Source organism: Streptacidiphilus anmyonensis, assembly GCF_000787855.1.
Lineage (GTDB): Bacteria > Actinomycetota > Actinomycetes > Streptomycetales > Streptomycetaceae > Streptacidiphilus > Streptacidiphilus anmyonensis.
In genome coordinates this window covers 14,027-40,810 of sequence record NZ_BBPQ01000032.1, presented here as the reverse complement: position 1 = coordinate 40,810, position 26,784 = coordinate 14,027, and the positions used below count along the sequence as shown (strand labels likewise).

Here is a 26,784-nt window from a genome sequence, read left to right as displayed (position 1 = left end):
GTCACCCCGGCGCGACGGATCCCCGCAGGCCGCCGCCGCGCGCCTCCGCCTGGCGCAGGGCGTCCGCGACGATGTCGTTGAGCCCCTCCTGGTGGGCGCCGCGCCAGTAGGCCCGGCCGCAGGCGGTGCACAGGGCGAACGTGTCGTAGGAACGCTCGGTCCCGGCGCGCAGCTGCGGCCGGACCTCCTCCAGCGTCGCCGGGCGCAGCTCTCCGTTGCAGGCGGTGCAGCGGGTCCACGGCGCGAGCGGCGGCGCGAAGCGCTCGAGCACGTCGGTCAGCTGCTCCTCGGGGCGGTGGCTGTAGACGTACGCGCCCGCCCACAGCTCGCGGCGGTGCAGCAGGCCGCGGTCGCGCGACAGCATGACGCGCTGCTCGCGCGCGGACTGCGCGGCGAGCGCGGCGTCGCCGATGTCCAGCCGCTCGTAGGCCGCGTCCACGCCGAGCAGCCGCAGGCGCCGGGCGAGCGTGCCGAGGTGCACGTCGAGCAGGAAGCGCGGCGGGCCGGGCAGTGACTGGGGCCGGGTGACGGGTGAGACATGGACGCGCTCGCCGGCCGCGGGGATGTGCGAGACGTGGCACGGGCGTCCGTCGACGGTCAGGCCGCCGACCTCCGTCAGCGGCACGCCGAGCGACTCGACGACGTGACCCAGCGTGGACGCGCCGTCGGTGCGCACACGCGCGCCCTGTTCGACGCGGCGCGCCGCGGCGACGAAGACGTGCAGGTCGGGGTCGAAGCTGATGATGATCTCCGGTCCGTCCACGCCGCCAGCATGGCACCGGCGCGTTGCGCGAGGCCAGCGGTTTCCGATCGGTTTCGATCGCTTGTGCGCTTCCGGCGCGGTTGTCAGTCGTGGTGGCTAGCGTGTGGCCATGCGAACCAACGGCACCTTCTCCGTCGTCAGCATGCAGCCCGTCCCGGCCCAGGAGCTCTCCGGCAAGGTGGCGACGGCCCTGTCCACGGGCGTCGCGACCATGGAGAAGCACTTCGCCGGGGCCGTCGAGGGCCGCTCCGAGACGCTCTTCACGTCCGCCTACGACATCGGGCGCGGAGTCGGCACCTACGTCGCCATGGAGTCCTTCGAGGGCGCGGTCGACGGCCGCTCCGGCACGTTCAATTTCGCGCACTCGGCGACGACGGACGGCGACAACCGGCGTGACGAGTTCTTCGTCCTGGTGCCCGGTAGCGGCACGGGGGAGCTCGCGGGCATAGCGGGCACGGGCGGTCTGACGGTCGAGGCCGACGGCACGCACCGGATCTGGCTCGACTACACGCTCGGCTGAGCCCCGGCGGGCGACCGCTTCTCGTTCATCTCGAACCAGACGACCTTGCCCTCCCCGCTCGGGCGCACGCCCCAGCGGTCGGCAAGCAGGTCGAGCAGGACCAGGCCGCGCCCGGAGGAGGCCATCTCGCCCGGGGAGCGGAGGTGTGGCATTTCGTCGCTGCCGTCGGCGACCTCGATGCGCAGGCGGCGCTCGCCGGACGTGCCGGAGAGCTCGGCCAGCAGCGCGCCCTCCTGCTCGGTGTGGAGCAGCACGTTGGTGAGGAGTTCGGAGACGAGCAGAACGGCGGCGTCGGCGTCGTCGGGGCTGTTCCAGTCCTGGAGGATGCCGCGCAGCTCGCGTCGGGCGGCGGCGACGCGGGCGGGCTGGCCCTGGCCCACGGTCACCACCAGGCGGCGGCCGACGGGCTTGGGCGCGCCGTCGATCGGGTCGCGGCGGAGCAGCAGCAGGGCGATGTCGTCCTCGCGGCGGTCGGCCAGCCGCCCGGCGCCGTGGTGCGAGCCGGGTCCGTGCACGGCGCGGATCAGCGCGTCGGCCATGCCCTCCAGGTCGGAGGCGGGGCTGGGGGCCACCACGTCGCGGACCCGCACCCAGCCGCTGAACATGTCGTGTCCGCCGGTCTCGATCAGGCCGTCGGTGCAGACCATCAGCACCTCACCGACCTGGAGCTCCAGTTCGGTGACGGGATAGTCCTCGCCCTCGGGGGCGAGGCCGAGCGGCAGGCCGCCGTCGACATGGCGGATGACGGTGGTGCCGTCGGTCATCCGCAGCACCGGGTGGGGGTGCCCGGCGCGGGCGATCTCGAGACGTCCGCTCGCCGGATCGGCCTCGATGTACAGGCAGGTGGCGAAGCGGTCCTCGTCGAGGCTGGCGAGAAAGCGGGAGGCGCGGGCCAGCACGGCGTCGGGCCGGTGTCCCTCGACGGCGTAGGCGTGCACGGCCGTGCGCAGCCGGGACATCACCCCGGCGGCGTGCACGTCGTGGCCCTGCACGTCGCCGACGACCATCGCGATCCGGCCCCCGGGCAGGTCGATGACGTCGTACCAGTCGCCGCCGACGAGCAGGCCGCCGCCGGTGGGGACGTAGCGGGCGGTCACCGTCAGGCCGTCGATCTCGCGTGCGGAGTCGCCCATGCTGCGGCGCAGGCCGCGGGAGAGGGCGCGCTCCGCCTCGTTGGTGTGGGCGCGCTCCAGAGCCTGGGAGAGCATCCGGGCCACAGTGGAGAGCACGGCCCGCTCGTCCGGGGTGAACGCGACGGCCGTCTCGAAGGCGGCCAGCCAGGCGCCGGTGGTGCGGCCGGCGGTCACCAGCGGCAGGAAGGCCCACGACTGCCGGTCGAAGGGCTCGGCCAGCGGCCAGGTCGCGGGGAAGCGCTGCTGGTACTCGGCCGGGGAGGACAGATAGATCGGCCGACCGGTCCGCACCACCTGCGCCGCCGGGTACTCGGTGTCGAGCGGCATCTCGAAGGGGCTGGTCTGGGCGGAGGAGTGGCCGTGCTGGCCGACGACGGTGAGCATCGTGCCCTTGACGCCGAAGACGGCCTGCGCGTCGGGGGAGAAGCCCGGCATGGCCAGGGTCGCGGCGACGCGCAGCACCTCGCTGGTGGTGCCCGCCTCCGCCAGGGCGCGGCCCGCGTCCAGCAGGAACGCCTCGCGCGAGCGGCGCAGGTCGGCGGCGGGCAGGCGCGGCGCGGTCGCGGGCAGGGTGTTGAGCTCGTGGATCTGGCGGCGTTCGCGCTCCGCGTCGGCGGCGGCGGGAGCGGGGGCCCCGGCGGCCACCGGGGCTGCCTGGGCTGTCCGGGCCTCGGGGTTCTCGGGGGCCTCGGGGCGCTCGGGATCCTCGCGGGGCCGGAAGGCGGCCGGGTCGGCGGGCTGCCGCGTGTGCCGCTCCCGTGCGGCCGCCTCGTCGTGTCCCCCGTCGACCGGCGGGTGCGGCGCGGCGTTCGGGTCGGGGCCGGGAACGCGGGCGCGGCCGTCGAGGACGGTGCCCTGAAGGCTGTAGGGGGTGTGCGCCGGACCGGGGGATATCTGGAGGTGGAGGGTGCGCAGCAGGCGGCCGTCCGGGGTGACCACGCGGACCCGGACCTCGCCCGGCCGGGCTTCGCTCGCGATCAGTTGGGAGATCGCGCTGAGGCGCACGAAGTCCTCGCCGTGCAGGCGGGCGCGGATCGTGGCGGCGGTCGGCATCGGCCCGTCGAGGGGGAGGCCGAGGAGTTCGCGGGTCCGCGCGTCGGCCTCGACGATCCCTTCGGCGCGGTTCCAGCGCCATACGCCGATTCCGGCGGACGCGAGGACGGCTGCGGCGAACCCGGTGGTGAGGTCGGCGGCGCCGTCAGGGGCGGTGCGTTCGGCCGAAGGGGAGGAGCCCGGATGCGCTGCGGACTGCGCCGCGGACTGCGCCGCCGGAGGTGCGACCGCCGGCGCTCCCGGAGGCGCGGCTGCTGAGCGCGCGACCGGGTCTGATGCGCTGGCCATCGGCAGGGCCCCTTCGACTACGGATTTATGTGATCACCCTACGGCCCGATGCCTCCTCAGGTCGCGGCGACCGGCAAGATCACCCGGGGCGCTTTTGCCTCTGGGGCAAGAAACTTGCCTCCCTGGCCGGGTGGGTGTGCACTGGGGTCATGGACGCAGACGCCTCCGACGCCACCGGGCCGGAGCTCCGGCCCGAGGACCTCCCGGGCCTGGGAGCCCGCCTCCGCGAGCGCCGCCAGCGCAGCGGCCTGACCCTGGAGGCCGCCGCCGCGCGCGTCGGTCTCTCCCCGGCCCACCTCTCCCGGCTGGAGACCGCCAAGCGGCAGCCCTCCTTGCCGGTGCTGCTGGGCCTGTCCCGAGCTTACGCCGTTCCTCTCGACGTCCTGCTCGGGGAGGCGTCCGCGGCGCCGACCGCGGTGATCCGCGGCGGCGCCGCGGAGCCGAGCGTCGCGGGCGGCTGGACCTACCGCCCCGCCGGCGCGCCCGGTCGGGCGATGCAGGCGCTGCGCGTCCACGTGCCGCCCGGCATCCAGGACGCCGTCGTGCGGGTGCACCCGGGCGAGGAGTGGCTCTACGTGCTCTCCGGCCGCCTCGTCCTCACCCTCGACCGCGAGCGCCACCTGCTGGAGCCGGGCGACTCCGCCCACTTCGACTCCATGCGCCCCCACCGGCTGGCGGCGGACACGCCGACCGGCACCGACCTGCTCTTCCTGCACACGCTGCTGCAGAGCCCGACCTCGGAGTTGTGCCTTGGCTGACCACATCGACCCCCTGCCCGCCGGTCCGCTCACCTCCGTCCCCGCCCCGGTCGAGTACATCCCGGCCGGCCCCGTCGAGGACGGAGCGAAGCGCACCGCGCGCCGCGTCAACATCCGCGTCTTCATCTACGTGATCGGCCTGCACGTCTTCGCGGGCTTCGCGATGCTGCTCTTCTACGCCGCCAGCCACCGCAGCTGACGATCCCTCGCCCGCCGGACAGGGCTCACGGCAGGCGGGCGATCAGCTCCGTCGAGGTCTGCGGGGTGGAGAACATCGGGAAGTCGTAGGTGATCGCGTTCTCGTGCTCCTCCTTGGAGACCGCCGCCGTGCAGTCCGTCAGGGTGACCACCTGGTAGCCGTTCTCGTAGCCCGTGCGCATCGTCGACTCCACACAGCAGTTGGTGAGGAACCCGGCGATGACGAGGGTGGTGATGCCCTTGCTGCGCAGGATGAAGTCCAGGTTGGTGCTGGCGAAGGTGTCCAGCCCGCGCTTGCCCTCCACCACGATGTCGCCCGCCTGCGGCGCCAGCACGTCGACGATCTCCGCGCCCCAGGTGCCCTTGACGAAGGCGTTGCCGTCCACGACGCCCTTGAGGATCCCGTACGGGTGGCGGGTGATCTCGTGGTAGCCCGGCGCGAAGGAGATCGGGGCGTGCACGACCGTGACCCCGGCCCGGCGCGCGGAGGCGACCAGCTGCCGGGTGTTGTCCAGCATGCCGGTGGCCTCCATGACCGGGCGCACGGCCTCGTGCAGCACTCCGCCGTCGGAGACGAACTCGTTCTGAAACTCGATCAGGAGCAGCGCCGTCGTGCCGGGATCCAGAGTCGTCATGGCACTCACTCAAGCACGTGCCACCCGCCCTGACGAGACCGCCTACGGGTGACACGCGGCGCGGTCGAGGCGGGACCAGAGCGGATCCAGGGCGGGGTCACGCCTGCGGCGCGCCCTCCTCGCGCAGCAGCCGCAGGAACGCCCGGATGCCGTTGATGACTTCCTGGTTGTCGGTCAGGCTGCCGAGGGTGTCCTCGAACTTGCGCCCCAGGGCGTGGATGCGCGCCTCCAGTTGGTCGTCGCGCCGGCGGGCCAGCACGGCGAGGCGGTCGAGCTCCTGGGTCAGGCGGCGGGTGTCTGTGTCGAGGCCCGCGACGCCGGCCTCCGCGGCGTCGAGACGTGCCTTGAGGGCGCGGATGTCGTCGCGCGGGAAGGTCGCCTCCTCGCGCAGGCCGCCGATGCGGGTGCGCAGGTGGCGCAGCCACGCCTCGACCGGGCGCAGCGCCGTGGCGACGAGGTAGAAGGCGCAGAACCAGTAGCCGACGGCCTGCCCCGACACCGCCGCGACCACCCCGATCACCACGGCCGAGACCAGGTGTGCGCCGATCGCCGCCCGCAGCAGGCGGGCGGCGATCCTCTCCGCGTCCCGCTCGCGGCCCTCGGCGATGTCGAGCCCGGCGGTCCGGCCCTCCGCGATCTCCTGACGCGCCGTCCGCGCCTGGAAGTACAGGTTCCACGGAACCGTCAGCAGCACCGCAAGCCAGATCAGGCAGGCCGCGCCCGCGCCGAAGGCCAGCAGCACCGACGTCGACACGTGCGCGACGAAGTGGAGCAGCGTGCCGAGGGCGGCGGCGCCGACCACGACGATCCCCAGGAATGCACCCATGCCTCGATCCTGGAGTCGGCGACCGGGCTGTACCAGGGTTGTCCTACTCAGGACCGGATGGGTGATCCACACCGGGTGGGCGCCGTCGGGCGCAGGTCGGGCCCATGGATCACCCGTTCGCGCGGGGGTGGCTCGGCTCGTAGAGGGCCAGGTCGCCCCCGCCGGGCAGGCGCAACCCGGTCAGCAGCCCCCAGGTGAGCTGCTCCACGGGGCGGGTGAACTCCACGCCCTTCGCCTGGAGCTCGGCCATGGTCCCCAGCAGGTCGTCGCACATCAGCATCAGCTCGTGCGAGTGGACGGACGTGGCCGGGTGGAAGGCGATCTCCGCGGGCGGCGCCTGGAAGATCAGCCAGCCGCGGCCGGCGTCGACGCTCGGCAGACCGAGCACGTCACGGAAGAAGGCCCGGTCGGCCTCGGCGTCGCTGCTGTAGATGACCACGTGCGCACCATTGATCACGTCTCGACGCTACGGTGCCCCGGCCCCGGCGGCAATCCCGGAGGCGCGGGAGACGGACAGATCCACCGTCGCGCCGCGTTGCAGCTCCGTTCCGGCCGCGGGGGCCTGGGAGCAGACGGTGCGCGGCGCGGCGGCGGTCCCGGCGCAGGAGCCGACGCTCAGGTGGCCGATCCGCAGGCCGAGGGCCTGCAGTTCGCGCCGGGCGTGGGCGAGGCCCTGGCCGGTCAGCTCCGGCAGCGCGTGGGCGCTGGTGGCGGCCGGGGCGGCCTTGCCGTCGCCGGAGGCGATCCAGCCGCCGACCGATACCACGGCGGCCACCGCGACGGTCACGACCGTGGCCCCCACGATCCGTCGCCGCCCCCGACGACGCGGACGCTCGTGCGAGAGCCGGCCCTGTTCGGCGTCGGCGTCGCGCGCGGCCCCCTCCTCGTCCTGGGCGTGGGTCGCGTCGTCGTCGGCGGCCGGAAGGGCTGCGCCGGGCCACGTGCCCGCAGGGGAGCGCAACGGCATGGTCGCGTCCCCACCCGGCCAGGAGGCGGCGGGCAGTTCGGCGACCGTGGGCGCGTGACCTGCCGCCGGGTGCGGCGTCGCCGCGGCCGACTCGGCGTCCAGGACGTCGCGCACCGCCGTGCCCATCGCGGCGGCGTCCGGGTAGCGCTCGGCGGGCTCGCGGGACAGCGCCCGCAGCACCACCGCGTCCACCGCGGGCGCGAGCGACGGTACGAGCAGCGACGGCGGCTCGGGATCCTCGTGCAGTCGCCGCCAGACCGTGTTCAGCGGGGTGTCGGCCGTCAGCGGCAGGACGCCCGTCAGCACTTCGTGCAGCAGGCAGCCCACCGCGTACAGGTCGCTGCGCGCGTCGGCCGCCTCGCCGCGCGCCTGCTCGGGGGAGAGGTAGTCGGCGGTGCCGATGACCAGGCCGGCCGCCGTCAGCGCCTGCTCGGCGGCGGCCGGGCCGCGGCCGAAGCTGCGGGCGATGCCGAAGTCCATGAGCTTGACCGCGACCGTGCCGTCCTCGACCACCATCACGTTGGCCGGCTTGACGTCGCGGTGGACCATGCCGCCGCGGTGCGCGTGCTCGAGCGCGTCCAGGATCTCCGCGACGATCCGCAGCGCCTGACGCGGCGGCAGCGGGCCGTCGTCGGCGAGGACCTGCGCGAGGGTCCGCCCGGGCAGGTACTCCATCACCAGGTACGGCAGGTCGAGGTGCGGTCCCGCGCCCTCGCCCGAGTCGAAGACGGCGACGATGCCGGGATGGTTGAGCGAGGCGGCGGCGCGCGCCTCGCGGCCGAAGCGCACGCGCTGCACCGGGTCGGCGGCCAGCTCGGGCCGCAGCACCTTGACCGCTACGGCGCGGTCAAGGCGCAGGTCGCGGGCTCGGTAGACCTCGGCCATGCCGCCGCTGCCGAGCAGTTCGCACAGCAGGTAACGGTCGCCGAGCGCGGGAGGCTGCAGGGTGTCCACGACGCGATGCTGGCCCGGTTCTTTGTGGGAATCATGTGATCCCCGCACAGAACCGGGCCAGAGCACCGGGCCGCCGTCAGGCGCGTCCGGAGGACTTCTGCGTGCGGCGGGACAGCGAGTCGACGACCACGGCGGCCAGCAGGACACCACCGGTGATCATGTACTGGATGTCCAGCGTCAGGCCGAGCATGAACAGCCCGGCGTTGATCGACTCGATGACCAGGATGCCGAGGAGGGCGGACCAGACCCGGCCGCGACCGCCGAACAGCGAGGTGCCGCCGATGACGGCGGCGGCGATGGCCATCATCAGGTTGTTCGGGTCCGCGCCCGCCTGCCCTGCGGCGTTGGTGGTGGCCGCGATGGCCAGACCGCCGAGCGCGGCGAAGGTCCCGGAGATCGCGTACACCGAGATCCGCACCATCGGGACGCTGATACCGGCACGCCGGCTCGCCTCGATGTTGCCGCCGACCGCGAACACCTTGCGGCCGTAGGTGGTGCGGCGCAGCACGAAGTCGCAGATCACCAGCAGCGCCAGGAAGATGACCGCGTTGTTCGGCACGCCGGAGGCCCGGTTGAGGATCCAGGCCACCAGGAACGCGCCGATGGCCAGCACCACCGTCCGCGCGACCAGCTCGCCGGTGGGGCGGGCCGGGACGCCGGCGGCCTTGCGCCGGCGCTGCTCCAGGAAGCCGCTGGCTCCGAAGCCGACCACCGCGATGCCGGCCAGGATGTACGCGCCGGCGATGTCGCCGCCCAGGAAGTACGAGTTGCCCGAGAAGAGCGCGTTCAGCGCCTTGGGTTCGAGGTTGATGGTGCCGGTCGAGCCGAGCAGCCACAGCATGACGCCCTGCCAGGCCAGGAAGCCGGCCAGGGTGACCACGAAAGCCGGCACGCCGATCTTGGCGAAGATCCAGCCCTGCGTGCCCCCGATCGCCGCGCCGGCGAGCAGGGTGACGATGACCGCCAGCCAGGCGTTCCAGTTGTGCTCGACCGACAGCACCGCGTAGATCGCCGCCGCCAGGCCGCTGACCGAACCGACCGACAGGTCGATCTCGCCGAGCAGCAGCACGAAGACCAGGCCGGTGGCGAGCATGCCGAGGCCCACCATGTAGTAGACGATGAACTCGGCGTTGGCGGCGCTGAAGTACTGGCTGTTCTGGAGACTGAAGATCAGCCAGATGATGATCAGGCCGATGACGACCGGGAGCGAGCCCAGCTCGCCGCCGCGCACCTTGCGCTTGAACTCGTCGACGTACCCCCGCAGGCCCTCCTGGCGGACCAGCAGGCGCGGGTCGACGGGCGGCGCGATGGCGGCCGAGGGCATCGGGTCCAGGCCCGGCGGCGGCTCCAGCGGGTTGAACCCGCTGAGCGGATCGGACGGGTCCGGGGAGCCGGAGGGATTCGTGGGGGGTGTGCTCACGCCTCTCCTTCCGGACGCGGCCCGGTGGCGCGCGCCGCGCGCCGGGTCACCGCGTTGTCGGTGGCGCCGGTGATCGCGGCGATGATGGTCTCCTGTGTGGTGCCGCGCATCGGGAACGTGCCGTTGTTCCGTCCGAGCCGCAGCACCGCGACCGTGTCGGCCACCGCTGCCACGTCGACCATGTTGTGACTGATCAGGATGACGCCGAGGTCGCGGGCGCGCAGCCGCTCGACCAGGTCCAGGACCTGCGCGGTCTGCTCGACGCCGAGGGCGGCCGTCGGTTCGTCCAGGATGACGACCTTCGGGTCGCCGATCAGCGAGCGGGCGATGGCGACGACCTGCCGCTGACCGCCCGAGAGGCTCGCCACCGGGATCCGCACGCTCGGGATGCGGATGGAGAGCGTGTCCAGCAGCTCCTGGGCGCGCTTCTCCATGGCCACCTCGTCGAGGGTGCCGTGCGTCGTCAGCTCGCGGCCGAGGAAGAGGTTCGCGACCACGTCGAGGTTGTCGGCGAGCGCGAGGTCCTGGTAGACGGTGGCGATGCCGAGGTGCTGGGAGTCCTGCGGCCGGTGGATGGAGACCGGCCGCCCCTCCCACTCGATCTGGCCGTCGTCGATGGTGTGGACGCCGGCGATGGACTTGACCAGGGTGGACTTGCCGGCGCCGTTGTCGCCGACCAGGGCCAGCACCTCGCCGGTGTGCACCTCCAACTCCACGTCGGTCAGGGCCTGCACGGCCCCGAATCGCTTGGAGACGCCGCGCAGGGCCAGGACCGGTTCGCCGTCGGCCAGGGCCGGGGCGTAGGAACCGGAGACTGGGTCGGTCACGTCAGCCCCGCGGACTTGCAGGCCGCCTCGTACTGCGGGGTGCAGATCTGCGCGACCGTGTAGAGGCCGTCGGCGACGACGGTCTGCTTGATGTTGCTCGTGTTGACCAGGACCGGGGTCAGCAGGTCGGACGAGACGGTGTTGCCGGAGCCGTTCACCTTGGTCGACTTCGCGATCGTCGTGACCGGCTGCCCGGTGAGCAGGTTGACGGCGATCTGGGCCGCGGCGTCGGCCTCGGGCTTGTAGGCCTTGTAGATCGTGAAGGACTGGGTGCCGGCCACGATCCGCTGGATCGCGTCGAGCTGGGCGTCCTGGCCGGTGAGCGGCAGGTGGCTGAGCCCGGCGTTCTTCATCGAGGTCGCGATACCGGCGGCCATGCCGTCGTTGGCGGAGTAGAAGGCCGTGATGTTCGACGCGCCGAGTTGGTTGATCGCGGCGGTGGCCTTCTGGGCGGCGACGTCCGGCTTCCACAGGCCCGAGGCGTCGTAGGCGATGTCGACATGGCCCTTGACCGCGTTCTGGAAGCCGGCCTTGAAGTCGGCGGCGTTCGGGTCGGCCGAGTCGCCGTCGATCTCGACGATCTTCGCGGACGGCGTGGCCTTGGAGCCCATGACGGCGAGCAGGCCGGTGCCCTGGAGGTGGCCGACCGCGACGTTGTCGAACGACACGTAGGCGTCGACCGGGCCCTGCGCCAGGCGGTCGTAGGCGACGACCTTGATGCCCTTGGCCTTGGCGGCGTCGACGGACGACTTGATCTGCGCGGAGTCCTGCGCGTCGACGACGAGCACCTTGATGCCAGAGTTGATCATGGTGGTGGCCTGCTGCGCCTGGGTCTGGGCGCTGCCGCCCGCGTTGGCGTACTTGACGGTGACGTTGGGCGCGAGGGCCTTGACCTCCGCCTCGAACAGCGGCTTGTCGAACTGCTCGTAGCGGGTCGTGGTGTTCTCCGGCAGCAGCAGGCCGATGCTTCCGGTCGCGCTGGCCGCCGAGCCCCCGCCGCTCGCGGACGCGGAGGAGGAAGAGGAGGAACTCCCCGCCTTTCCGCACGCTGCCGCGGCCAGGACCAGCGAGACGGCAGCGGTCGCGGTGGCGGCGCGCATAAGAGGGTGCTTGTTCACGTGACGGCCTTCCTGGGACGGACTGCTGGATCGAATTCGAAAACGCAGTACGGCCTTCCGATTCAAAGCCTCGCGCGCGCGAGGGCCCGTCCGGACACGCCCGGACACGGGGCATGATTCCTCCGTTTGGAGTAATCGCCGACCTGGGGGGACCCGTCCGATGAGCGAAGAGCGGATCGAACAGAGCTGGTACGGCGTCCGGTGCGTCTACCGGTGGGAGTCCTGGGAGGGTGCGCCGTACGAGGAGCGGATCACCCTGTGGCGCGCCGGCTCCCTGGGCGAGGCGATCGCCCTGGCCGAGGAGGAGGCGGCGGCCTACGCGGGCGGGAACGGCCTCGTCCCTCTGGGGCTGGCGCAGGCCTACGCGATCCCAGCGGACCGGATCGCCAGCGGGGCCGAGGTCTTCTCGCTGCTGCGGGACAGCGAACTCGGACCCGAGCAGTACCTCGACGCCTTCTTCGACACGGGGCGGGAGCACCAGGGCGGGGAGTGAGGAAGGGGAGCGGGGGAGTCGGCGTCGACGGCTGACAGTCCGCCAGATTTTCTCTCACGAGGCGTCATCAGCCGCAGAATCTCCGGTGGAAGGCCGTCTGTGCCGTAGACATGACACCTGTCGGGCCGTTAGTTTCCCGTTTGGCCACGTCGTGGCTGAACTCCAGGTGACTGACCCCCGAGGGGATCACTGTGCACATACGCATGCCCGGAAACGTCGCCCGCACCCTCGTCGCCGTCTCGCTCGCCGCACTCGGCGCTGCCGGTCTCGCGACCGGGGCCGACGCCGCGCCCGCCCCGGCGGCCTCCGTCGTCGCTCCGCACCTCGGCATGAAGCCCATCGCCAAGGGATCCGTGCACCTCGCCGCCAAGGCGAGCAGCTCGAACACCCTCACCGTGCGCTCCGCCGGCACCCAGGGCGTGGTCTCCCCGACGCCGCAGGTGTACCTGGTCTTCTGGGGTTCCCAGTGGGCCAGCGACCCGGCGGGCGTCGCGCCGGACCTCCAGGCGATGTTCAAGGGCCTCTACGGGAGCGCCGACACCTGGGGGACGATCCTCACCCAGTACTGCGAGGGCGTCGCCAGGGGCACCGCCACCTGCGGCAGCAGCGGCACGCACATCACCCACCCCGCGACCAGCCCGCTCGCGGGCGTCTGGTTCGACAACGCGAGCGCCGAGCCGTCCAGCGCGACCGCCACGCAGATCGCCGCCGAGGCCGCCAAGGCCGCCGCGCACTTCGGCAACACGACGCAGACGCCGAACCTCAACGCGCAGTACGTCGTCGTCTCGCCGACCGGGACGCACCCGGACGGCTTCCCGAACTCCGGCTTCTGCGCCTGGCACGACAAGACGTCCAGCAGCTACGGCAACCTCGCCTACACCAACCTCCCCTACGTGCCCGACCTGGGCGTCGACGCGTGCACCACGCTCACCGACGGCCGCATGCTCTCGGGCATCGAGTCGACCGAGACCCACGAGTACGCGGAGACCGTGACCGACTTCTGGCCCAGCATCGGCTGGAACGGCCGGAACGGCGAGGTCGGCGACGAGTGCGAGAACATGGACGCCTTCGTCCCGCTCAGCACCGGCAGCTTCGACCTCCAGGGCCTGTGGTCGAACAAGGCCAACGCCTGCGTGACCAAGGGCTGACCCACCCCACGCGCATCCGCGTGGACGCACGGACATGGAGGGGAGACTCTGGATCATTCAGAGTCTCCCCTCGGCTCCCTAGCGTGGATCCCGTCGACGGAACGGACCGTCGACCGACTCCTGGGGAGAGAACGATGCGTGCAGTGATCCAGCGGTCCTTCGGCGGTCCCGAGGTGCTCCGGGTGGTGGAGACCGAGCGCCCGAAGCCGCGATCGGGCGAGGTCCTGGTGCGGGTACGGGCCAGCGCCGTCAACCCCGTCGACCTCGCGGTCCGCTCGGGGGCCTTCCCGCTGCTCGGCGAGCCGCCGTTCGGCGTCGGCTGGGACATCTCCGGCGAGGTCGTCGAGGCCGGACCCGGCGCCCGCTACGAGGTGGGCGAGGAGGTCTACGGGATGCCGTACTTCCCCCGCGCCGCGACCGGCTACGCCGAGTACGTCGCCGCCCCCTCCCGGCACTTCGCCCGCAAGCCGGCCACCGTCGACCACGTCCACGCGGCAGCCCTGCCGCTGGCCGTGCTGACGGCCTGGCAGGGCCTGGTCGACGGCGCCGGGTTGGCGCAGGGCGACCGGGTCCTGATCCACCGCGCGGCGGGCGGCGTCGGGCATCTCGCGGTCCAGATCGCCAAGGCGCGCGGCGCGCACGTCATCGCCCTCGGCAGCGAGGAGCGGCGGGAGTTCCTGACCGGGCTGGGCGCGGACGAGGTGGTCGACTACCGCTCGGTCGACTTCACCGAGGCGGTCCGCGACGTGGACGTGGTCTTCGACTCCACCGCGCAGGGCGAGCGCTCGCTGGCCGTGCTGCGTCCCGGCGGCACGCTGGTCAGCATCCTGGAGCACGGCGACGCCGCTCTGGCCGAGCGGGTCAAGGCGGCCGGATACCGCTTCAAGGGCGTCTCGGTGGAGCCGGACTACGCCTCGCTGGAGGCCGTCGCCGCCCTGGTGGACGCCGGGCGCCTGCGGCCGTTCGTCCAGCAGACGTTCCCACTCGAGGAGGCGGCCAAGGCGCACGAGGCTGTCGCCACCGGACACGTCCAGGGCAAGATCGTCCTGACGGTCTGAGCCGCGCCGCTCCCAGGGACGCCGGACGCCCGCGGGCCGACGGAGCCCGACGTCCTGGACCGTGCGACCTGCGGCGCTGCGACCTCGAACCAGGAGCAACCCGATGGACATCCTCACCGAGGCGCTCGCCTCCATGCGGACCGCGAGCCCCGCGTCCGTGCGGACGGACGGCCGGGCGCCCTGGGCGCTGCGTCTGCCGCCCGTGGCCGGGGCCGGTTTCCACGTGGTGCTGCACGGCACCTGCTGGCTGCTGCCGGCCGACGACAGCCGCAGCGCGTACCCGCCGGTCCCGCTCGGCCCGGGGGATGTTATCTTCCTGCGGGACGGGCGCGCGCACGTGCTCGCGGACGACCCCGCGACGGCGCCCGTCACCCCGACACCGGCGCAGGTCGAGGAGTCCACACCCATCGGGAGGGTGCGGCTCGGCGGGGACGGGGCTGAGGCCAGCCTGTTGTGCGGCAACTACCACCTGGACCAGGTACGGCCGCACCCGATGCTCGCGCACTTCCCCGAGGTGATCCACCTGCCGGCCAGGCCGGGTCGCCACCGGGAGTTGGCCGCCGCCGTGCAGCTGCTCTCGGCGGAGCTGGAGCAGCCGCGGATCGGCTCGGACGGCATCGTGCCCGCGCTGATCGACTCGCTGCTGCTCTACATCCTGCGGGCCTGGCTGGACGAGCAGCCCCCGGCGGAGGCGCGCGGCTGGATCGCGGCGCTCTCCGACCCCGGCGTGGCCCCGGTCCTCGCCGCGATGCACGGCGACCCGGCGGAGGGGTGGACGGTCGCGTCGCTCGCCGAGGTCGCCGGGCTCTCCCGGGCCGCCTTCGCCCGCCGTTTCACCACCCTGGTCGGCGAGCCGCCGCTCGCGTACCTGACCCGCTGGCGGATGACCCGCGCGGCCGCCCTGCTGCGGGAGGGCGACCTGCCGCTCAGCGCGGTGGCGGCGCGGACCGGGTACGGCAGCGAGTTCGCCTTCGGCAAGGCGTTCAAGCGGGAGTTCGGACGGGCCCCCGGGGTCTACCGGCGGGAGACGTTGACGGCCAACAACTAAGCGCGCATACTAAATGCATGCTGAATCTTGGGAACGCGAAGCAGGTGTCGAGCGCGGCTCCGGCCGCTTTCTTCGGCCGCTGGGCCGACATGGCCACCTGGCCCGAGTGGAACGCCGACACGGAGTGGGTCCGCCTCGACGGGCCGTTCGCGCCCGGCGGCACGGGCGTGCTCAAGCCCAAGGGCGGGCCGAGGACGAAGTTCGTCATCACCGAGCTGACCGACCGCGTCTTCGTCGACGTCTCGCTGCTGGTCGGGGCGCGGCTGACCTTCCGTCACGCGATCGAGCCCACGCGCGACGGAGGCAGCGAGGTCAGCGTGACGGTGACCCTGTCCGGGCCGTTGGCCCGGGTGTGGAACCTGGTCCTCGGCAAGGGCATCGCGCAGTCCCTCGACCGGGACCTCGCCGCGCTCGCCCGCGCCGCGGAGAGCGCAGGGGCCCGCCGGGTGGACGCGGCGTGAGCCGCGAGCGCCTCCAGACTCGGTTCGGATCGGCGGAGGAGAGCCCCGGGCTGCTGCTGTGGCAGGTGACCAACCGGTGGCAGGCGGCCCAGCGCGCGGCGCTCAAGCCCTACGGACTCACGCACGTGCAGTTCGTGCTGCTGGCGGCGCTGACCTACCTGGCGGCCGAGGGGCCGGTGACCCAGAAGGCGCTGGCGGACCAGGCCGCGACCGACCCGATGATGACCTCGCAGGTGCTCCGCGCCCTGGAGGGGCAGGGGCTCGTGCGCCGACTGCCCCACCCCCACGACAAGCGGGCGCGCGCCCTGGAGGTCACCGACGAAGGCCGTGCGCTCGCCAACCGGGCCGTCGCGGCGGTCGAGGCCTGCGACGCGGAGTTCTTCGCCGTGCTGGGGGAGCAGGGTGACGGCGCCCCGGACGCCTTCACCCGGGCGCTTCGCGCGCTGGCTGGTCGCTGAGCGCCGCGGAGCGTCCCCTCCTGTTTCCGATCGATGTCTCAAACCGCAGGTCACAGGCGTGAGACGGTCGCCTGGCCGTCTCATTCGGCCTTCGGCGGCGGGAGCGGCCTCGAAACTCGTGCAGAGTGGTCCCCGACGCGAGACGTCCGGGCAGCACGGGGGTACTGCCCGGGCGCCGCGCTTCACGGCGCCCGCTTCTCACGACGTGGGCGCGTTGAACTCCGGCGTGCAGACGGCGACACCGAGGTGGGCTCCCGCGGTGCCGCAGACCTTGAGGCCGATCGTCGGGTCGCTGGCGTCGACCATCATCGAGTAGTTGTCGTAACCCCAGTGGACCAGCGCCTGCTGCTTCTCCCCGGTGGTCGTGATGATGGTGGCGAAGTCGGTCGGCTCGGCGTTGGTCAGGGCTCCCCAGGCGGCACGGCAGCGCGCGCTGTAGTGGAGATAGATGATGATCGTCCCGACATGGCCGGTGATCAGCGTCCTGTCGTCCTTCACACAGCCCGTCGACTGCGGGTCCTTGCCGGAGCAGCCGGATCCCGTGCACGGGGCCAGGGTGGAGGACGCGGCCGGTGAGTGCGCGCCCGACGCGTCCGGTGCGATGAGGTAGGTGCCGACGGCCGCGCCGATCAGTGCCGAGGAGGCGGAGACGAGCGCGGTGCGCAGGTGACGCCGCCACCCAGCGGCGCGGGCCGGAACAGGCTTGCGCGCGGTCACCACGGCGGGGTCGGCCGGTGCGGACACCACGGCGCGCACCGGCTCGGGGGCGGCCTCGTCGCCCGTCGGCGAGGCGGCCTGCGGCGCAGTCGGGGCCGGCTCCAGCTCCGGCTCCGGCTCCTCGGCGTCGATGGGCGCGTCGGACTCCGCCTCGCGCAGTGCCTGTTCCAGCAGCGGCTTGAGCAGGCGCGCGTTCTCGTCGACCGCGACGGCCAGGCTCTCCAGCGCCTGTTCGGTGATGAGCCGCTTGCCGTTGAACCAGCGCTCCCAGGACGCCTTGCTGTAGTGCGTGCGCGCCCCGATCTGAGTGAGCGACAGCCCGCTGCGGTCCTTGATGGCGCGCAACTCCTCGGTCAGCCGCCGGGAGTTGCCGCGCACATCATCCGATATCGGCCGCCAGTTCCCGCCCACGGTCGACTCACTCACTTTCCAGTTTGAAGGGGACGGAACAGTCTCCCACAGCCGGAACGTGACAGAGGGATATGAAAGGACTGGTTCCGGACTACGTCCGGGGCGGGGTCACACCAGGCTGAGCGCCTCGACGTGGCCGCTGCCGCGCGCCGACATCGCGAGCTCGCCGAGCCCTCGGGCGGTGCAGTTCTCCGGGGAGTCCGCCGCCTGGACCGGGAGCCCGAGCAACTCCTCCAGCTGGGCGCGCAGCCACAGGTCCCGGGCCGCCCCGCCGGTCAGCACCACGCCCTGGTCGGTGATGTCCGCGCTCAGCTCCGTGGGGCAGCGGGTCAGCAGGCTGCCCATGCCCTGCACGATCGCCTCGACCACCGGCATGACGGCCCCGTGCACCTCGGCGGCGCTGAACCGAGCCAGCACCGGCGTCCCGAACTCGGTGCGCCGTCCCTTGACCTCGACCGAGTCGGCCTCGGGGTGCCCGGCCGCGATCCGCAACTGCTCGGCGGCCACCGGGCCGAGGTCGACCCGCCGGTTCCGGCGTGCCCAGTTGGTCAGCGCGCGGTCCAGGGCCAGGCCGGCGACCGGGAGCGAGAGGGCGCTGACGATCCGTCCGAACGCGAAGACGGCCATGTCGGTGGTGCCGGCGCCGAGGTCGACGACCATGCTGCCGCTCTCCCGCCCGATCTCGACGCCCGCGCCGACCGCCGCCGCCAGCGGCGCGGGGACGGTGACGGTCCGGGCGGCGCCCGCCTGCACCACCGCCTGCTCCAGCGCCTTCAGATGGATGCCGTGGCTCTCCACGGGCACGGCCGTCGCCACCGTCGGGCGCAGCGCGAAGCGGCTCGGCCGGGCGGTGTCGATGGCGTGCCGGGCCAGCACCCGGGCCGCCTCGAAGTCGGTGACCGCACCGGAGTGGATCGGGCTGACGGTATTCATGCCCGGCGGGGTGCGGCCGGTCATCTTCTGGGCGTTCTCGCCGAAGGCGAAGGCGACACCGCGGTTCAGGTCGTAGGCGACCACGGACGGCTCGTCGAAGACGACGCCCTGGCGGGGCCGCCACACACGCACCCGGGAGGTGCCAAGGTCAAGGGCGATCAGACGGTCGGCCACGGCGCGGCTGACGGCATTGCTCACAACGACCCCTCTTCTTGCATCTGCGTTCGTGCCTCTACGGCTGCTACGGCGTGGGACGGGACGTCGGCCGCCATCGGAACGGCCCACGGGGACGGCCGTCGGCGGGCCAGCTGAGCAACCGTCAGATCGGCGTCCCTCCTCCATCCAGCGGCCCGCGCGCCGCCGCTGCATCCCGGGGCCGCTGAACGAGGGAGCCCGTGCCTGCCAGGGGCGTCACGAAGCGGGAGCGCAAGTCCCCGGTCGGGTGATCGGTGCGGGAACCGGCGTACGAATCGGGCGGTGTCGCGGCGGGTGATCGGTGCGGCTGCGGTGGACGGTTTCGGCCCTGGAGTGACGGGGCCGCCGAACAGTGGCGTCCGGCGTCCGCCCGCGTGATGATCGGATCATGTCCGCAGCGCGCTCCGAGGAGCCCCCCGGCGACGGTCCGTCCTGGCCGGGCTCGCTGAGCGAGCGAGCCTTCGAGCAGTCACCGGTGCCGTGGATGCTCTGCGCGCCCGACGGACGGCTGCTGCGGATCAACGAGGCGATGAAGGAGCTCGCGGGCCTCTGGGACCGGGAACTGAGCGGGCGCTTCCCGACCGAACTCGCGCAGGGGGACGACGCGCCGATCGACCGCGTGGACTCCTCTGTCTTCGAGGAGTCCACCCGCCTGATCCGGGAGGTCGCCTCCACCGGCGTCCCGCAGACCCTGGAGACGTACGTACGGGCCCCCGGCGAGGTGGAGACCCGGGCCTGGGAGGTCCGCTACACGCCCGTGCGGGGCGCGGACGGCGGGCTGGAGGCGGTCGCCATCACCGCCGTCAACTTCACCGAGCAGTTCGCCGCCCGTCAGCGGCTCGGCCTGCTCAACGCGGCCACCACCGGCATCGGCGCCTCCCTGGACGTCACCCGAACCGCGCGCGACCTGGTCGACGTCACCGTCCCGGTCTTCGCGGACTTCGTCAGCGTCGACCTGCTCGACGGCGTCTTCCACGGCGAGGAGCCGGCCGCGGGCCCGCTGCCGGGACCGGTCCTGCTGCGCCGCGCCGCCCAGGCGCGCAGCGGCGCCGATCCACGGGCGTCGCAGGCGGGCGACACGGTCGCGACGCGGGAGCGCTACACGCCCGGCGTCGTGGAGGAGGGCGAACGCGGCAGCTACCCGCTGGACTCCCCGCCCGCGCGCTCCCTGGCCACCGGCCACTCCGGCCGCTACGTCGCCGGCGATCCCGAGCTGGACTCCTGGTTCGCCGCCGACCCCGCGCGCGGGGCCTGGGCGCGCCGCCACGGGCTGGTCTCGTTGCTGACGGTGCCCGTCACCGCACGGGAGACGACGCTCGGGGTGGTCATCCTGTGCCGCCTGGGAGCCGCCGCCGCGCCCTTCACCGCCGACGAGCAGTCCATCGCCGAGGAGCTCGTCGCGCACGCCGCGATCTGCCTCGACAACGCCCGCCGCTACACCCGCGAGCGCACCACCGCCCTCACCCTCCAGCACAGCCTGCTCCAGCAGCGGCCCCCGCGGCAGGCCGCCGTCGACGTCGCCACCCGCTACGTCCCGGCCAGCGGCCAGGCGGGCGTCGGCGGCGACTGGTACGACGTGATCCCGCTCTCCGGTACCCGGGTCGCCCTCGTCGTCGGCGACGTCACCGGCCACGGGCTGCAGGCCTCCGTCACGATGGCTCGCCTGCGCACCGCCGTGCGCACCCTGGCCGACGTCGACCTGCCCCCCGACGAGCTCCTCTCCCACCTCGACGACCTGGTCATCAGCCTTAACGCGGAGGCCGGCGCGTACGGTCCGGAGGACAGCGGCTTCGGCGGCGCGGGCCCCGGAACGGACCCGCCGCCCGGCGCCTCCGTGCTCGGCCCCTCCGCCTTCTTCGACGGACAGGTCTTCGGCGACATCGGCGCCACCTGCCTGTACGTCGTCTACGACCCGATCGCCTGCCGTGCCGCGCTCGCCCGCGCCGGTCACCCCGTCCCGGCCGTGCGGCTGCCGGACGGCACCGTGGAGTTCCTCGAGGTCCCGGCCGGACCGCCGCTGGGCCTCGGCGGCCTGGCCTTCGAGACCGTGGAGGTGGAACTGCCCGCGGACAGCCTGCTGGCTCTCTTCACGGACGGACTGATCGAGTCGCGCCACCGCGACCTGGACGAGAGCCTGCGCCTGCTGGCCGCCGCGCTGGCCGAGGCGGGCCCCGACCTGCTCGCCGTGAGCGAGCGCGTCCTCGGCGCGCTCACCCGGCACCGCCCCGAGGACGACGTCGCCCTCCTGCTGGCCCGCACCCGCGCCCTGGGCGGCGACCAGGTCGCCGACTGGGAGATCAGCCCCGATCCCGCGTACGTCGCCGACGCGCGTCGCCTCGCGGCGCGGCAGCTGGCCCGGTGGGGCCTGGACGAGCTGGTGTTCGTGACGGAACTCGTGGTCAGCGAGCTGGTCACCAACGCGATCCGGCACGGTCGCCCGCCGATCCGGCTGCGCCTGATCCGCGACTCGGCGCTGACCTGCGAGGTCTCGGACTCCAGCAGCACCGCGCCGCACCTGCGGCGGGCCCGCACGATGGAGGAGGGCGGCCGCGGCCTCATGCTCGTCGCCCAGTGCGCGACCCGCTGGGGCACCCGCCACAGCGCGGACGGCAAGACCATCTGGGCTGAGCAGGCCCTGCCGACGCGGTGAGCGCTCGCCTGCCGTCGAACTCGCGCGGGATCAGCCCTGGATGTACTCGGGCGTGCCGACAACGCAGCGGGGGCACTGGAGGCGGACCGGGCCCGGCGGGGGTCTGAAGACAGGCCCTGGGCCTCGCGGGACCGCGACGCCGCGTGTGACCGGGTCTACTTGGCAGGCGCCGCGGGCGTCGTGGGTGTTTCGGGTGCCGCGGGTGTCTCGGGCGGCAGGCGGTCCATGGAGTCCATGGCGTGCATGACGTCCTCGACCGTGAGGGTGTTCGCCGGGCCGACCGGGGCCCACGAGTGGACCGTGCCGGACTGCGCGAAGGTCAGGTCGAGCTGGATCACGTCGTGCAGCTTCGGGGTGCGCCGCAGGCCCGTGAGCTCCAGGTGGAGTCCGCCGGGGCGGAGCGTGACCGAGGATCCGGCCGGGACGCTGATCCAGGGCTGGGTACGGCCCGCCGCGTCGACCAGCCGGACCGTCGTCGCCCAGGGCGTCGTCACGTCCAGCAGGCGGTCCGCCGAGCCGCCGCCGTTGCGGATGGTCACGTACGCCTCGACCGGGCCCGACGGCTGCGCGGGCGGGTCCAGGTGCGCGGAGAGCAGCGCCAGCTTCGCCGGGGGCGCGGACGGGGTCGCCGCGGAAGCGGCGGCCCCGGACCCGCCGTGCCCGGCGAGCATCAGGACCACCGCGAGCAGGGCCACGAGCGGGCCCTGGATCAGCAGGGCGCGCCGCGCCCCGGGGAGGCCGCCGCGACCGGCGGCGGCAGCCTCCAGCGCGGCGGCCTCGGCCTCGAGCGCCTCAAGGGACTCCAGCGAGTCGTCGGTCCGCTCCACGGTGTCGGCCTAGTAGCCCGAGGGCCAGGTCCAGTCCTTGTAAGGGACGACCGTGCCCACGTCGATCTGGACCTTCTCCAGGTTCTTGAACATGATGGCGCGCGGGTCGCCGGTGTACGGCTTGCCGTCGACGAAGATGGTGAGCTTGCCCTGGTGGCCGGCGACGTTGCCGCTGGTCAGCGGCTGCTTCCACAGGTCGAAGAGGTTGCCCAGGTTGTACTGCTGCTGGCTCGGCGACTCGACGTGGATGATGCCGGTCTCGTCGTGCGTGTGCAGGAAGTAGAACTTGCTGCCGCCGGCGACGAACGCGGTGCCGTCCTGGGCCTGCTGGAGCTGGAGGGGCGAGACGATGCCGATGCCGTAGGGGATGGTCATCTGCTTGCCGTCCACGAACACCTGGAGGTGCGTGTGGATGTGGTAGACCGTCTGCTCCATCTCGTTGCTCTTGACGATGCCGTCGATGTCCTGGCCGTCGGCCTGGTGGACGGTGGACGCGAGCAGGTTGGCGCTCTTGTCGAGGGCCGGGTCGTTGGCGGCGGCGCTCGCGGCCGCGTTGGCCGCGGCCTTCGCATTGGACTTGTTCGTGCTGTTGATGGCCCAGGTGGCCAGGACGCCGACACCGGCGAGCAGGACGGCACCGCCGACGATCATGGAGATGTTGATCGTCCGCTGGCGCCGGGCCTCGGCGGCGCGCTGGGCGGCGATCTTCTCCTGGGCTATGCGGCGGCGCTCGGCCTGCGACGGCTTGTTCTGGGTCATCGGTCCTCGGTTGCTGCTCGGTGGCGAGGGCGCGTCGCGCCTCCGCGTGCGTCACGTTAGTGCGCGGTCGGCTAAGCGTTTCGTAAGATCGGGCTGGCTGGGGAGAGCAGCGATCAGGGTTTGTCCGGTTTGAGGCAAATCAGAGCGTCACAGCTTGATAACGGCCACCCGGAGGGGTGGCTGATCGCTCAGTGACCGCTCAGTGGGTCCCCAGTGACCGCTCAGTTCGGGACTCCCCGGACGGGGCGCCTGCTCCGTGTGCGGCGCGGTGCGGGCTGCCGTGCGGGTCGCGGCAGTGGGCCGCGTCCTCCGCCCGCGCCGGGGCGCTGCCGAGCTGGAGCGTCTCAGGGGAGGCGTGGTCGACCTGGAGCGTGGTGTGGTCGATCCCGTAGCGCTCGCGCAGCTCGTGCTCCAGGTTGAGCCGGACGGCGTGGCAGTCGAGGTCGTCGCGGACCAGGACGTGGGCGGAGAGCGCCGGATAGCCGGAGGTGATGGTCCAGATGTGCAGGTCGTGGATCTCCACCACGCCCGTCACGGCGGCGAGGCGGGCGCCGACGGTGTCCGGGTCGAGGCCCGTGGGCGCCGCCTCCAGGAAGATCCGGCCGGACTCGCGGACCAGGCCGTAGCCGGCCTTCAGCATCAGCCCCGCGACGACCAGCGTCGCGAGGGCGTCCGCCCGGTTGAAGCCGGTCAGCAGCACGACCAGGCCGGAGATGGCCGTGGCGATGAAGGCCCAGGCGTCGTTGAGGATGTGCTGGTAGGCGCCCTCGACATTGAGACTGGTCCGGTTGGCCCGGGAGATCAGCCACGCCGCCACCACGTTGACGACGATGCCGACCAGGGCGGTCACCAGGACCACGCCGCCCTCGACGTCCGGCGGCGAGATCAGGCGGCGGATCGCCTCGTAGAAGAAGAGCGCGGCCAGCGCGAGCAGGGTGATCCCGTTCGCCTGGGCGGAGAGGATCTCGGCGCGTTTGAGGCCGTAGGTCAGCGAGCCCTTGGCCGGGCGGGCGGCCAGGCGCATGGCGATCAGCGCCAGCACGATCGAGGCCGCGTCGGTCAGCATGTGGCCGGCGTCGGAGATCAGTGCGAGGGAGTGGGCCAGCAGGCCGACCGCGACCTCGCCGACCATGAAGGCGGCGATCAGCGAGAGCGCCCCGATGAGGTACCGGCGGTCGGCGTCGGCGGAGACGCCGTGGCTGTGGCCCGCGTGCCCGCCGTGCGGGCCGTGCGCGCCGTCGTGACCGTGGTCGTGGGCGTGCTCGCTGCTGTGGTCGTCGTGAGCGTGGCCGTGCTCGTGGTCGTGGCTCACGGTTCGCTCCTCGCGCTCGGTGGTCGTGGGCGCGCCGAACGGCGCTCCCAGAGGGAACTATACCGGAACGAATGAACAATCATTCATATCTCATGACCGCCCGAGGCCAGTCGCAGCACCTCGTCGGCCAGCTCCCCGTCCGACAGCAGCGCCGTCAGCTGCTGCAACAGCTGCCCCGCGGGACCGTCCGGACGCTCCTGCGCCAGATAGCCGCGCAGCCGCGGCCGCAGCCCCGGCTCGTGGATCTGCGCCACCAGCAACTGCACCACGAACTCCTGCACCAGCTTCAGCTGCAGCTCGTCGCGGTGCAGACGTCGCTCGCGCTCCTGGTCGGCGAGCCAGGCCAGCGCGGTGATCTCGGCGTTGCCGATCCAGGTGCGCACGGCGAGCCGCATCCGCGGGCTCGGCTCGGCCAGCTCCAGATGGTCCAGCACGCACCGCTCGGCGGTGTGTCGGACCTGGTCCACGACCGCGCCCGTCCCCGGGCTCGCGGCCGGGGACGCGTTGCGCAGCAGGGCGGCGAAGCCGGGGCCGTGGTGCTGGACGAAGTCCAGGTAGCGGCCCATCACCCGGTACAGGCGATCGGAGAGCGGCCCCTCCTGCGGCTCCTCGAACAACGCGGCCAACTGCTCGCCGGCCCGCCGGATCGCCTCCTCGTACAGGGCCTGCTTGCCGGGGAAGTAGTGGTACACCAGCGGCCGTGAGGCGCCGGCCGCCGCGGCGATGTCGTCGATCGACACCTCCTCAGGCGGGTGCCGCGCGAACATGTCCAGCGCGACGGCGATCAGCTGCTCCCGCCGCTGTTCGACGCTCAGCCGACGCCGCGGCCGCGCCGCGGCGGCCCCGTTGGTCCCCGTGACAGCGGTCATGCACGGCAGCCTAGTGCTTCCCGGGTCCCCCGACCCGGGCTCCCACAAGCCGCCACCGGTACGCGGCCGCGCACACCGGGACCGGATCCTGCGGACGCCACGGGCCGGAGCGCTTCGCGGACGCGGTCGCGCACGGCACTTCCCGACCCGCGCCTGGCCCCGGGGGGGCGTGGCGGGCGTGTCTGAGGCCGGGCGGTGTGGGGCAGTGCCCGGGGGCGTGGGTCGAGGCCGGGGTCTTCGGCAGGGGACCGCCCTGGGGGTGGCGGGCTGGCGGAGGGTCGACTGGTCCGAGGCGAGGGCACGGCTCGGGGTCGGGGGTGAGGAGGCCGGGCTGCGGCGCGGGGTCCGGTGGGGCTCAGCAGGTGGCGAGGAGCTCCGCCGCTGAGGCGTCGACCGCGGCGGAGAGGTCCGCGGTGGCGAAGCGGCCGCGGAGGCCGAGGTGGAGGCGGCCGCGGAAGGAGCTGACCGCGACGGAGAGGGCCTGGTGGCGGGCGAGCGGGGCCAACGGGTGGAGACCCGTCAGCGGCATCCCGGCCAGGGTGAAGGGACGGTCCGGCAGCGGCACGTTGGTGACCAGGGCGTCGAACAGCAGGCCCGCCGACGGGCGCAGCAGCGGTGCGGCGAACGGGTGGGCCGCCGCCGGGACCAGGTCGGCAAGCAGGGCGACCGCGCCCGCGCCCCGGCGCGGGCCCGCGGCCTTGCGCGCGTCCATCGCCTCGCGAACGCGGTGCAGGCGGGAGACGGGGTCGGGCTCGGAGACGGGCAGGTCCACCAGGAAGCCCGAGAGCCGGTTCCCGGGGGCCGGCACGCCCGCCGCCGAGCGGCGTCCGCGCTGGCTCACCGGCACCATCACCCGCACGTCCGCGCGCTCACCCGCGCCCCGCAGCGCGCCCGCGAGGACGGCCAGCACCACGTCGTTGGCCGTGCCGCCGTGGGCCTTGCGGATGAGGCGGACGTCGTCCACCGCGACCGTCGGCAGCGCCAGCCCGAGACCGGACGCGGCGGACGCCGGGCGCTGCGCCGCGGCACGGAGCAGGGAGGGCCGCATCGGCGACGGATGCAGCAGCGCCCGCTCCACGCCGTCGACGGCGGCCACCAGCGCGCTGCCCGCGATCTCGGTCGCGCGCAGGGTCCGGCGCGCCTCGACCGGCAGCGAACGCAGCAGCCGCAGCGAGGCCGGTCCCGTCGCCGCCGCCAGTTCGACGACGCTGCGCTGCGCGGTGGCGCGCGGCGTCGGCGCGGCCGGGGTCTCCGGAGCCCGCGGCGCCTGCGCGTCCGCGTCGGAGTGGCCGTCGAGCAGGCGGATGCCGAGTTCCAGCGCGCGCAGACCGTCGACGACGGCGTGGTGCACCTTCAGCAGCAGGAAGAGCACGGGCTCGTCGTCCGCCCCGCCTGCCGTGGGGCCGAGCAGGTGCATCTCCCACGGCGGCGCCTCGCGGGGGACCGGGCGCGCCATCAGCTCGCCCACGATCCGGCACAGCCGCGCGTCGGACGGGTCCGCGGTCACCTCGGCGGGCAGTTCGTGCCGCACGATCTGCGCGGCGGCGTCGAAGTCCGGCTGGTCCTCCCAGACCGGGCCTTCGAGCGGGTTGCGCGAGGGCCGCACGCGCCGGCGCAGCCGCGGGATCCGCTGCGCCCGCTGGGCCAGCAGCGCGGCGACGGCGTAGGCGTCGACCGGTCCGGCCGGTCCGCTGCCGAAGACGGCGAGGGCGCCGATGTGCATCGGGGCATCGGGTGACTCCAGGCTCCAGAAGGCGTGGTCCAACGGGCTGAGCCTGGGTGTCATGGGCGTCCCCTCTACGGTCTTGCTGCGGTGCCGTGCGCGGTGCGCCCGTGGGCGCTCCCGCGCTGCTTTGCTCTGCGCTGCTTTCGCGGTGGTCACCGCGTGTGCAGCTCCACTGTGAGTCTTTCCGGCGCGTGTTGCCGGGAGGTGTGCGGCTCGAGAAGTTTGAGGTTTGTCGGGTGACCGCTCGGGAACGGGAAAA

26 protein-coding genes are annotated in these 26,784 nt (G+C 73.2%); 10 read left to right on the top strand and 16 right to left on the bottom strand.

Features of this window, described 5'->3' with window-relative positions:
* Nucleotide 1 precedes the first annotated feature (1 nt).
* Complete coding sequence (locus tag TR50_RS24610; protein WP_042425946.1) at nt 2-763, bottom strand: Mut7-C RNAse domain-containing protein; 762 nt, start codon at nt 761-763, stop codon at nt 2-4.
* Between the two features lie 109 nt (nt 764-872).
* Between TR50_RS24610 and TR50_RS24605 the strand changes: the two genes are divergently transcribed.
* On the top strand, nt 873-1,283 hold the full coding sequence (locus TR50_RS24605) for a DUF3224 domain-containing protein (protein ID WP_042426064.1): 411 nt from the start codon (nt 873-875) through the stop codon (nt 1,281-1,283).
* Here TR50_RS24605 and TR50_RS24600 read toward each other — a convergent pair.
* Nucleotides 1,268-3,757 (bottom strand): ATP-binding SpoIIE family protein phosphatase, encoded by a 2,490-nt coding sequence (locus tag TR50_RS24600; protein ID WP_063775139.1) that lies wholly within the window; start codon nt 3,755-3,757, stop codon nt 1,268-1,270. The genes TR50_RS24605 and TR50_RS24600 overlap by 16 nt on opposite strands.
* Before the next feature lie 149 nt (nt 3,758-3,906).
* Between TR50_RS24600 and TR50_RS24595 the strand changes: the two genes are divergently transcribed.
* The gene (locus TR50_RS24595) at nt 3,907-4,515 is read left to right on the top strand and encodes a helix-turn-helix domain-containing protein (RefSeq protein WP_042425943.1); all 609 of its coding nucleotides are present in this window, start codon (nt 3,907-3,909) and stop codon (nt 4,513-4,515) included.
* A complete protein-coding gene (locus TR50_RS24590; protein WP_042425940.1) occupies nt 4,508-4,714 on the top strand; it encodes a DUF6126 family protein in 207 nt (68 codons plus the stop codon). Before TR50_RS24595 ends, TR50_RS24590 begins: the two co-directional genes overlap by 8 nt.
* 25 nt (nt 4,715-4,739) lie before the next feature.
* On the opposite strand, the gene TR50_RS24585 is transcribed toward TR50_RS24590, so the two are convergent.
* From TR50_RS24585 to TR50_RS24555, 7 genes are all read right to left on the bottom strand, one after another.
* A complete protein-coding gene (locus tag TR50_RS24585; protein ID WP_174514855.1) occupies nt 4,740-5,348 on the bottom strand; it encodes a cysteine hydrolase family protein in 609 nt (202 codons plus the stop codon).
* 97 nt (nt 5,349-5,445) lie between these two features.
* Complete coding sequence (locus TR50_RS24580; protein WP_042425934.1) at nt 5,446-6,174, bottom strand: hypothetical protein; 729 nt, start codon at nt 6,172-6,174, stop codon at nt 5,446-5,448.
* 109 nt (nt 6,175-6,283) lie between these two features.
* On the bottom strand, nt 6,284-6,631 hold the full coding sequence (locus tag TR50_RS24575; RefSeq protein WP_042425931.1) for a VOC family protein: 348 nt from the start codon (nt 6,629-6,631) through the stop codon (nt 6,284-6,286).
* Nucleotides 6,632-6,640: 9 nt separating this feature from the next.
* On the bottom strand, nt 6,641-8,095 hold the full coding sequence (locus tag TR50_RS24570) for a protein kinase domain-containing protein (RefSeq protein ID WP_052441299.1): 1,455 nt from the start codon (nt 8,093-8,095) through the stop codon (nt 6,641-6,643).
* A 76-nt stretch (nt 8,096-8,171) separates the two neighbouring features.
* Nucleotides 8,172-9,515 (bottom strand): sugar ABC transporter permease, encoded by a 1,344-nt coding sequence (locus tag TR50_RS24565; RefSeq protein WP_439654238.1) that lies wholly within the window; start codon nt 9,513-9,515, stop codon nt 8,172-8,174.
* A complete protein-coding gene (locus TR50_RS24560) occupies nt 9,512-10,342 on the bottom strand; it encodes an ATP-binding cassette domain-containing protein (RefSeq protein ID WP_236654576.1) in 831 nt (276 codons plus the stop codon). The genes TR50_RS24565 and TR50_RS24560 overlap by 4 nt, the downstream gene beginning before the upstream one ends.
* A complete protein-coding gene (locus TR50_RS24555; RefSeq protein WP_042425928.1) occupies nt 10,339-11,442 on the bottom strand; it encodes a sugar ABC transporter substrate-binding protein in 1,104 nt (367 codons plus the stop codon). Before TR50_RS24555 ends, TR50_RS24560 begins: the two co-directional genes overlap by 4 nt.
* Before the next feature lie 178 nt (nt 11,443-11,620).
* Between TR50_RS24555 and TR50_RS24550 the strand changes: the two genes are divergently transcribed.
* The 6 genes from TR50_RS24550 (at nt 11,621) to TR50_RS24525 (ending at nt 16,126) form a co-directional block, all read left to right on the top strand.
* Entirely contained in the window at nt 11,621-11,953 is a 333-nt protein-coding gene (locus TR50_RS24550) for a hypothetical protein (protein ID WP_042425925.1), read from the top strand.
* A 203-nt stretch (nt 11,954-12,156) separates the two neighbouring features.
* Entirely contained in the window at nt 12,157-13,101 is a 945-nt protein-coding gene (locus TR50_RS24545; protein ID WP_052441298.1) for a hypothetical protein, read from the top strand.
* Nucleotides 13,102-13,235: 134 nt separating this feature from the next.
* Entirely contained in the window at nt 13,236-14,159 is a 924-nt protein-coding gene (locus TR50_RS24540) for an NADP-dependent oxidoreductase (protein ID WP_042425923.1), read from the top strand.
* Between the two features lie 103 nt (nt 14,160-14,262).
* Nucleotides 14,263-15,207: an AraC family transcriptional regulator gene (locus TR50_RS24535; protein WP_042425919.1), complete on the top strand. Its 945-nt coding sequence runs from the start codon at nt 14,263-14,265 to the stop codon at nt 15,205-15,207.
* 17 nt (nt 15,208-15,224) lie between these two features.
* Nucleotides 15,225-15,668, top strand: a complete 444-nt coding sequence (locus tag TR50_RS24530; protein WP_042425917.1) for an SRPBCC family protein — start codon at nt 15,225-15,227, stop codon at nt 15,666-15,668.
* Nucleotides 15,665-16,126, top strand: coding sequence for a MarR family winged helix-turn-helix transcriptional regulator (locus TR50_RS24525; protein WP_042425914.1), 462 nt, complete (start codon nt 15,665-15,667; stop codon nt 16,124-16,126). The genes TR50_RS24530 and TR50_RS24525 overlap by 4 nt, the downstream gene beginning before the upstream one ends.
* Before the next feature lie 198 nt (nt 16,127-16,324).
* Here the strand turns inward: TR50_RS24525 and TR50_RS24520 are convergent, their stop codons facing one another.
* The gene (locus tag TR50_RS24520) at nt 16,325-17,269 is read right to left on the bottom strand and encodes a helix-turn-helix domain-containing protein (protein ID WP_084700921.1); all 945 of its coding nucleotides are present in this window, start codon (nt 17,267-17,269) and stop codon (nt 16,325-16,327) included.
* A gap of 93 nt (nt 17,270-17,362) precedes the next feature.
* Nucleotides 17,363-18,385: a rod shape-determining protein gene (locus tag TR50_RS24515; protein ID WP_042425908.1), complete on the bottom strand. Its 1,023-nt coding sequence runs from the start codon at nt 18,383-18,385 to the stop codon at nt 17,363-17,365.
* Between the two features lie 385 nt (nt 18,386-18,770).
* On the opposite strand from TR50_RS24515, the gene TR50_RS24510 reads away from it, so the two are divergent.
* Nucleotides 18,771-21,032 (top strand): SpoIIE family protein phosphatase, encoded by a 2,262-nt coding sequence (locus TR50_RS24510; RefSeq protein ID WP_042425905.1) that lies wholly within the window; start codon nt 18,771-18,773, stop codon nt 21,030-21,032.
* A gap of 155 nt (nt 21,033-21,187) precedes the next feature.
* On the opposite strand, the gene TR50_RS24505 is transcribed toward TR50_RS24510, so the two are convergent.
* The 5 genes from TR50_RS24505 to TR50_RS24485 form a co-directional block, all read right to left on the bottom strand.
* Nucleotides 21,188-21,859: a copper chaperone PCu(A)C gene (locus TR50_RS24505; protein ID WP_042425902.1), complete on the bottom strand. Its 672-nt coding sequence runs from the start codon at nt 21,857-21,859 to the stop codon at nt 21,188-21,190.
* 9 nt (nt 21,860-21,868) lie between these two features.
* A complete protein-coding gene (locus TR50_RS24500) occupies nt 21,869-22,618 on the bottom strand; it encodes a hypothetical protein (protein ID WP_042425899.1) in 750 nt (249 codons plus the stop codon).
* A gap of 199 nt (nt 22,619-22,817) precedes the next feature.
* On the bottom strand, nt 22,818-23,930 hold the full coding sequence (locus TR50_RS24495) for a cation diffusion facilitator family transporter (RefSeq protein ID WP_042425896.1): 1,113 nt from the start codon (nt 23,928-23,930) through the stop codon (nt 22,818-22,820).
* Between the two features lie 83 nt (nt 23,931-24,013).
* Nucleotides 24,014-24,799 (bottom strand): TetR/AcrR family transcriptional regulator, encoded by a 786-nt coding sequence (locus tag TR50_RS24490; protein WP_042425892.1) that lies wholly within the window; start codon nt 24,797-24,799, stop codon nt 24,014-24,016.
* A gap of 355 nt (nt 24,800-25,154) precedes the next feature.
* Nucleotides 25,155-26,585 (bottom strand): wax ester/triacylglycerol synthase domain-containing protein, encoded by a 1,431-nt coding sequence (locus TR50_RS24485; protein ID WP_042425889.1) that lies wholly within the window; start codon nt 26,583-26,585, stop codon nt 25,155-25,157.
* Between the last annotated feature and the right edge of the window lie 199 nt (nt 26,586-26,784).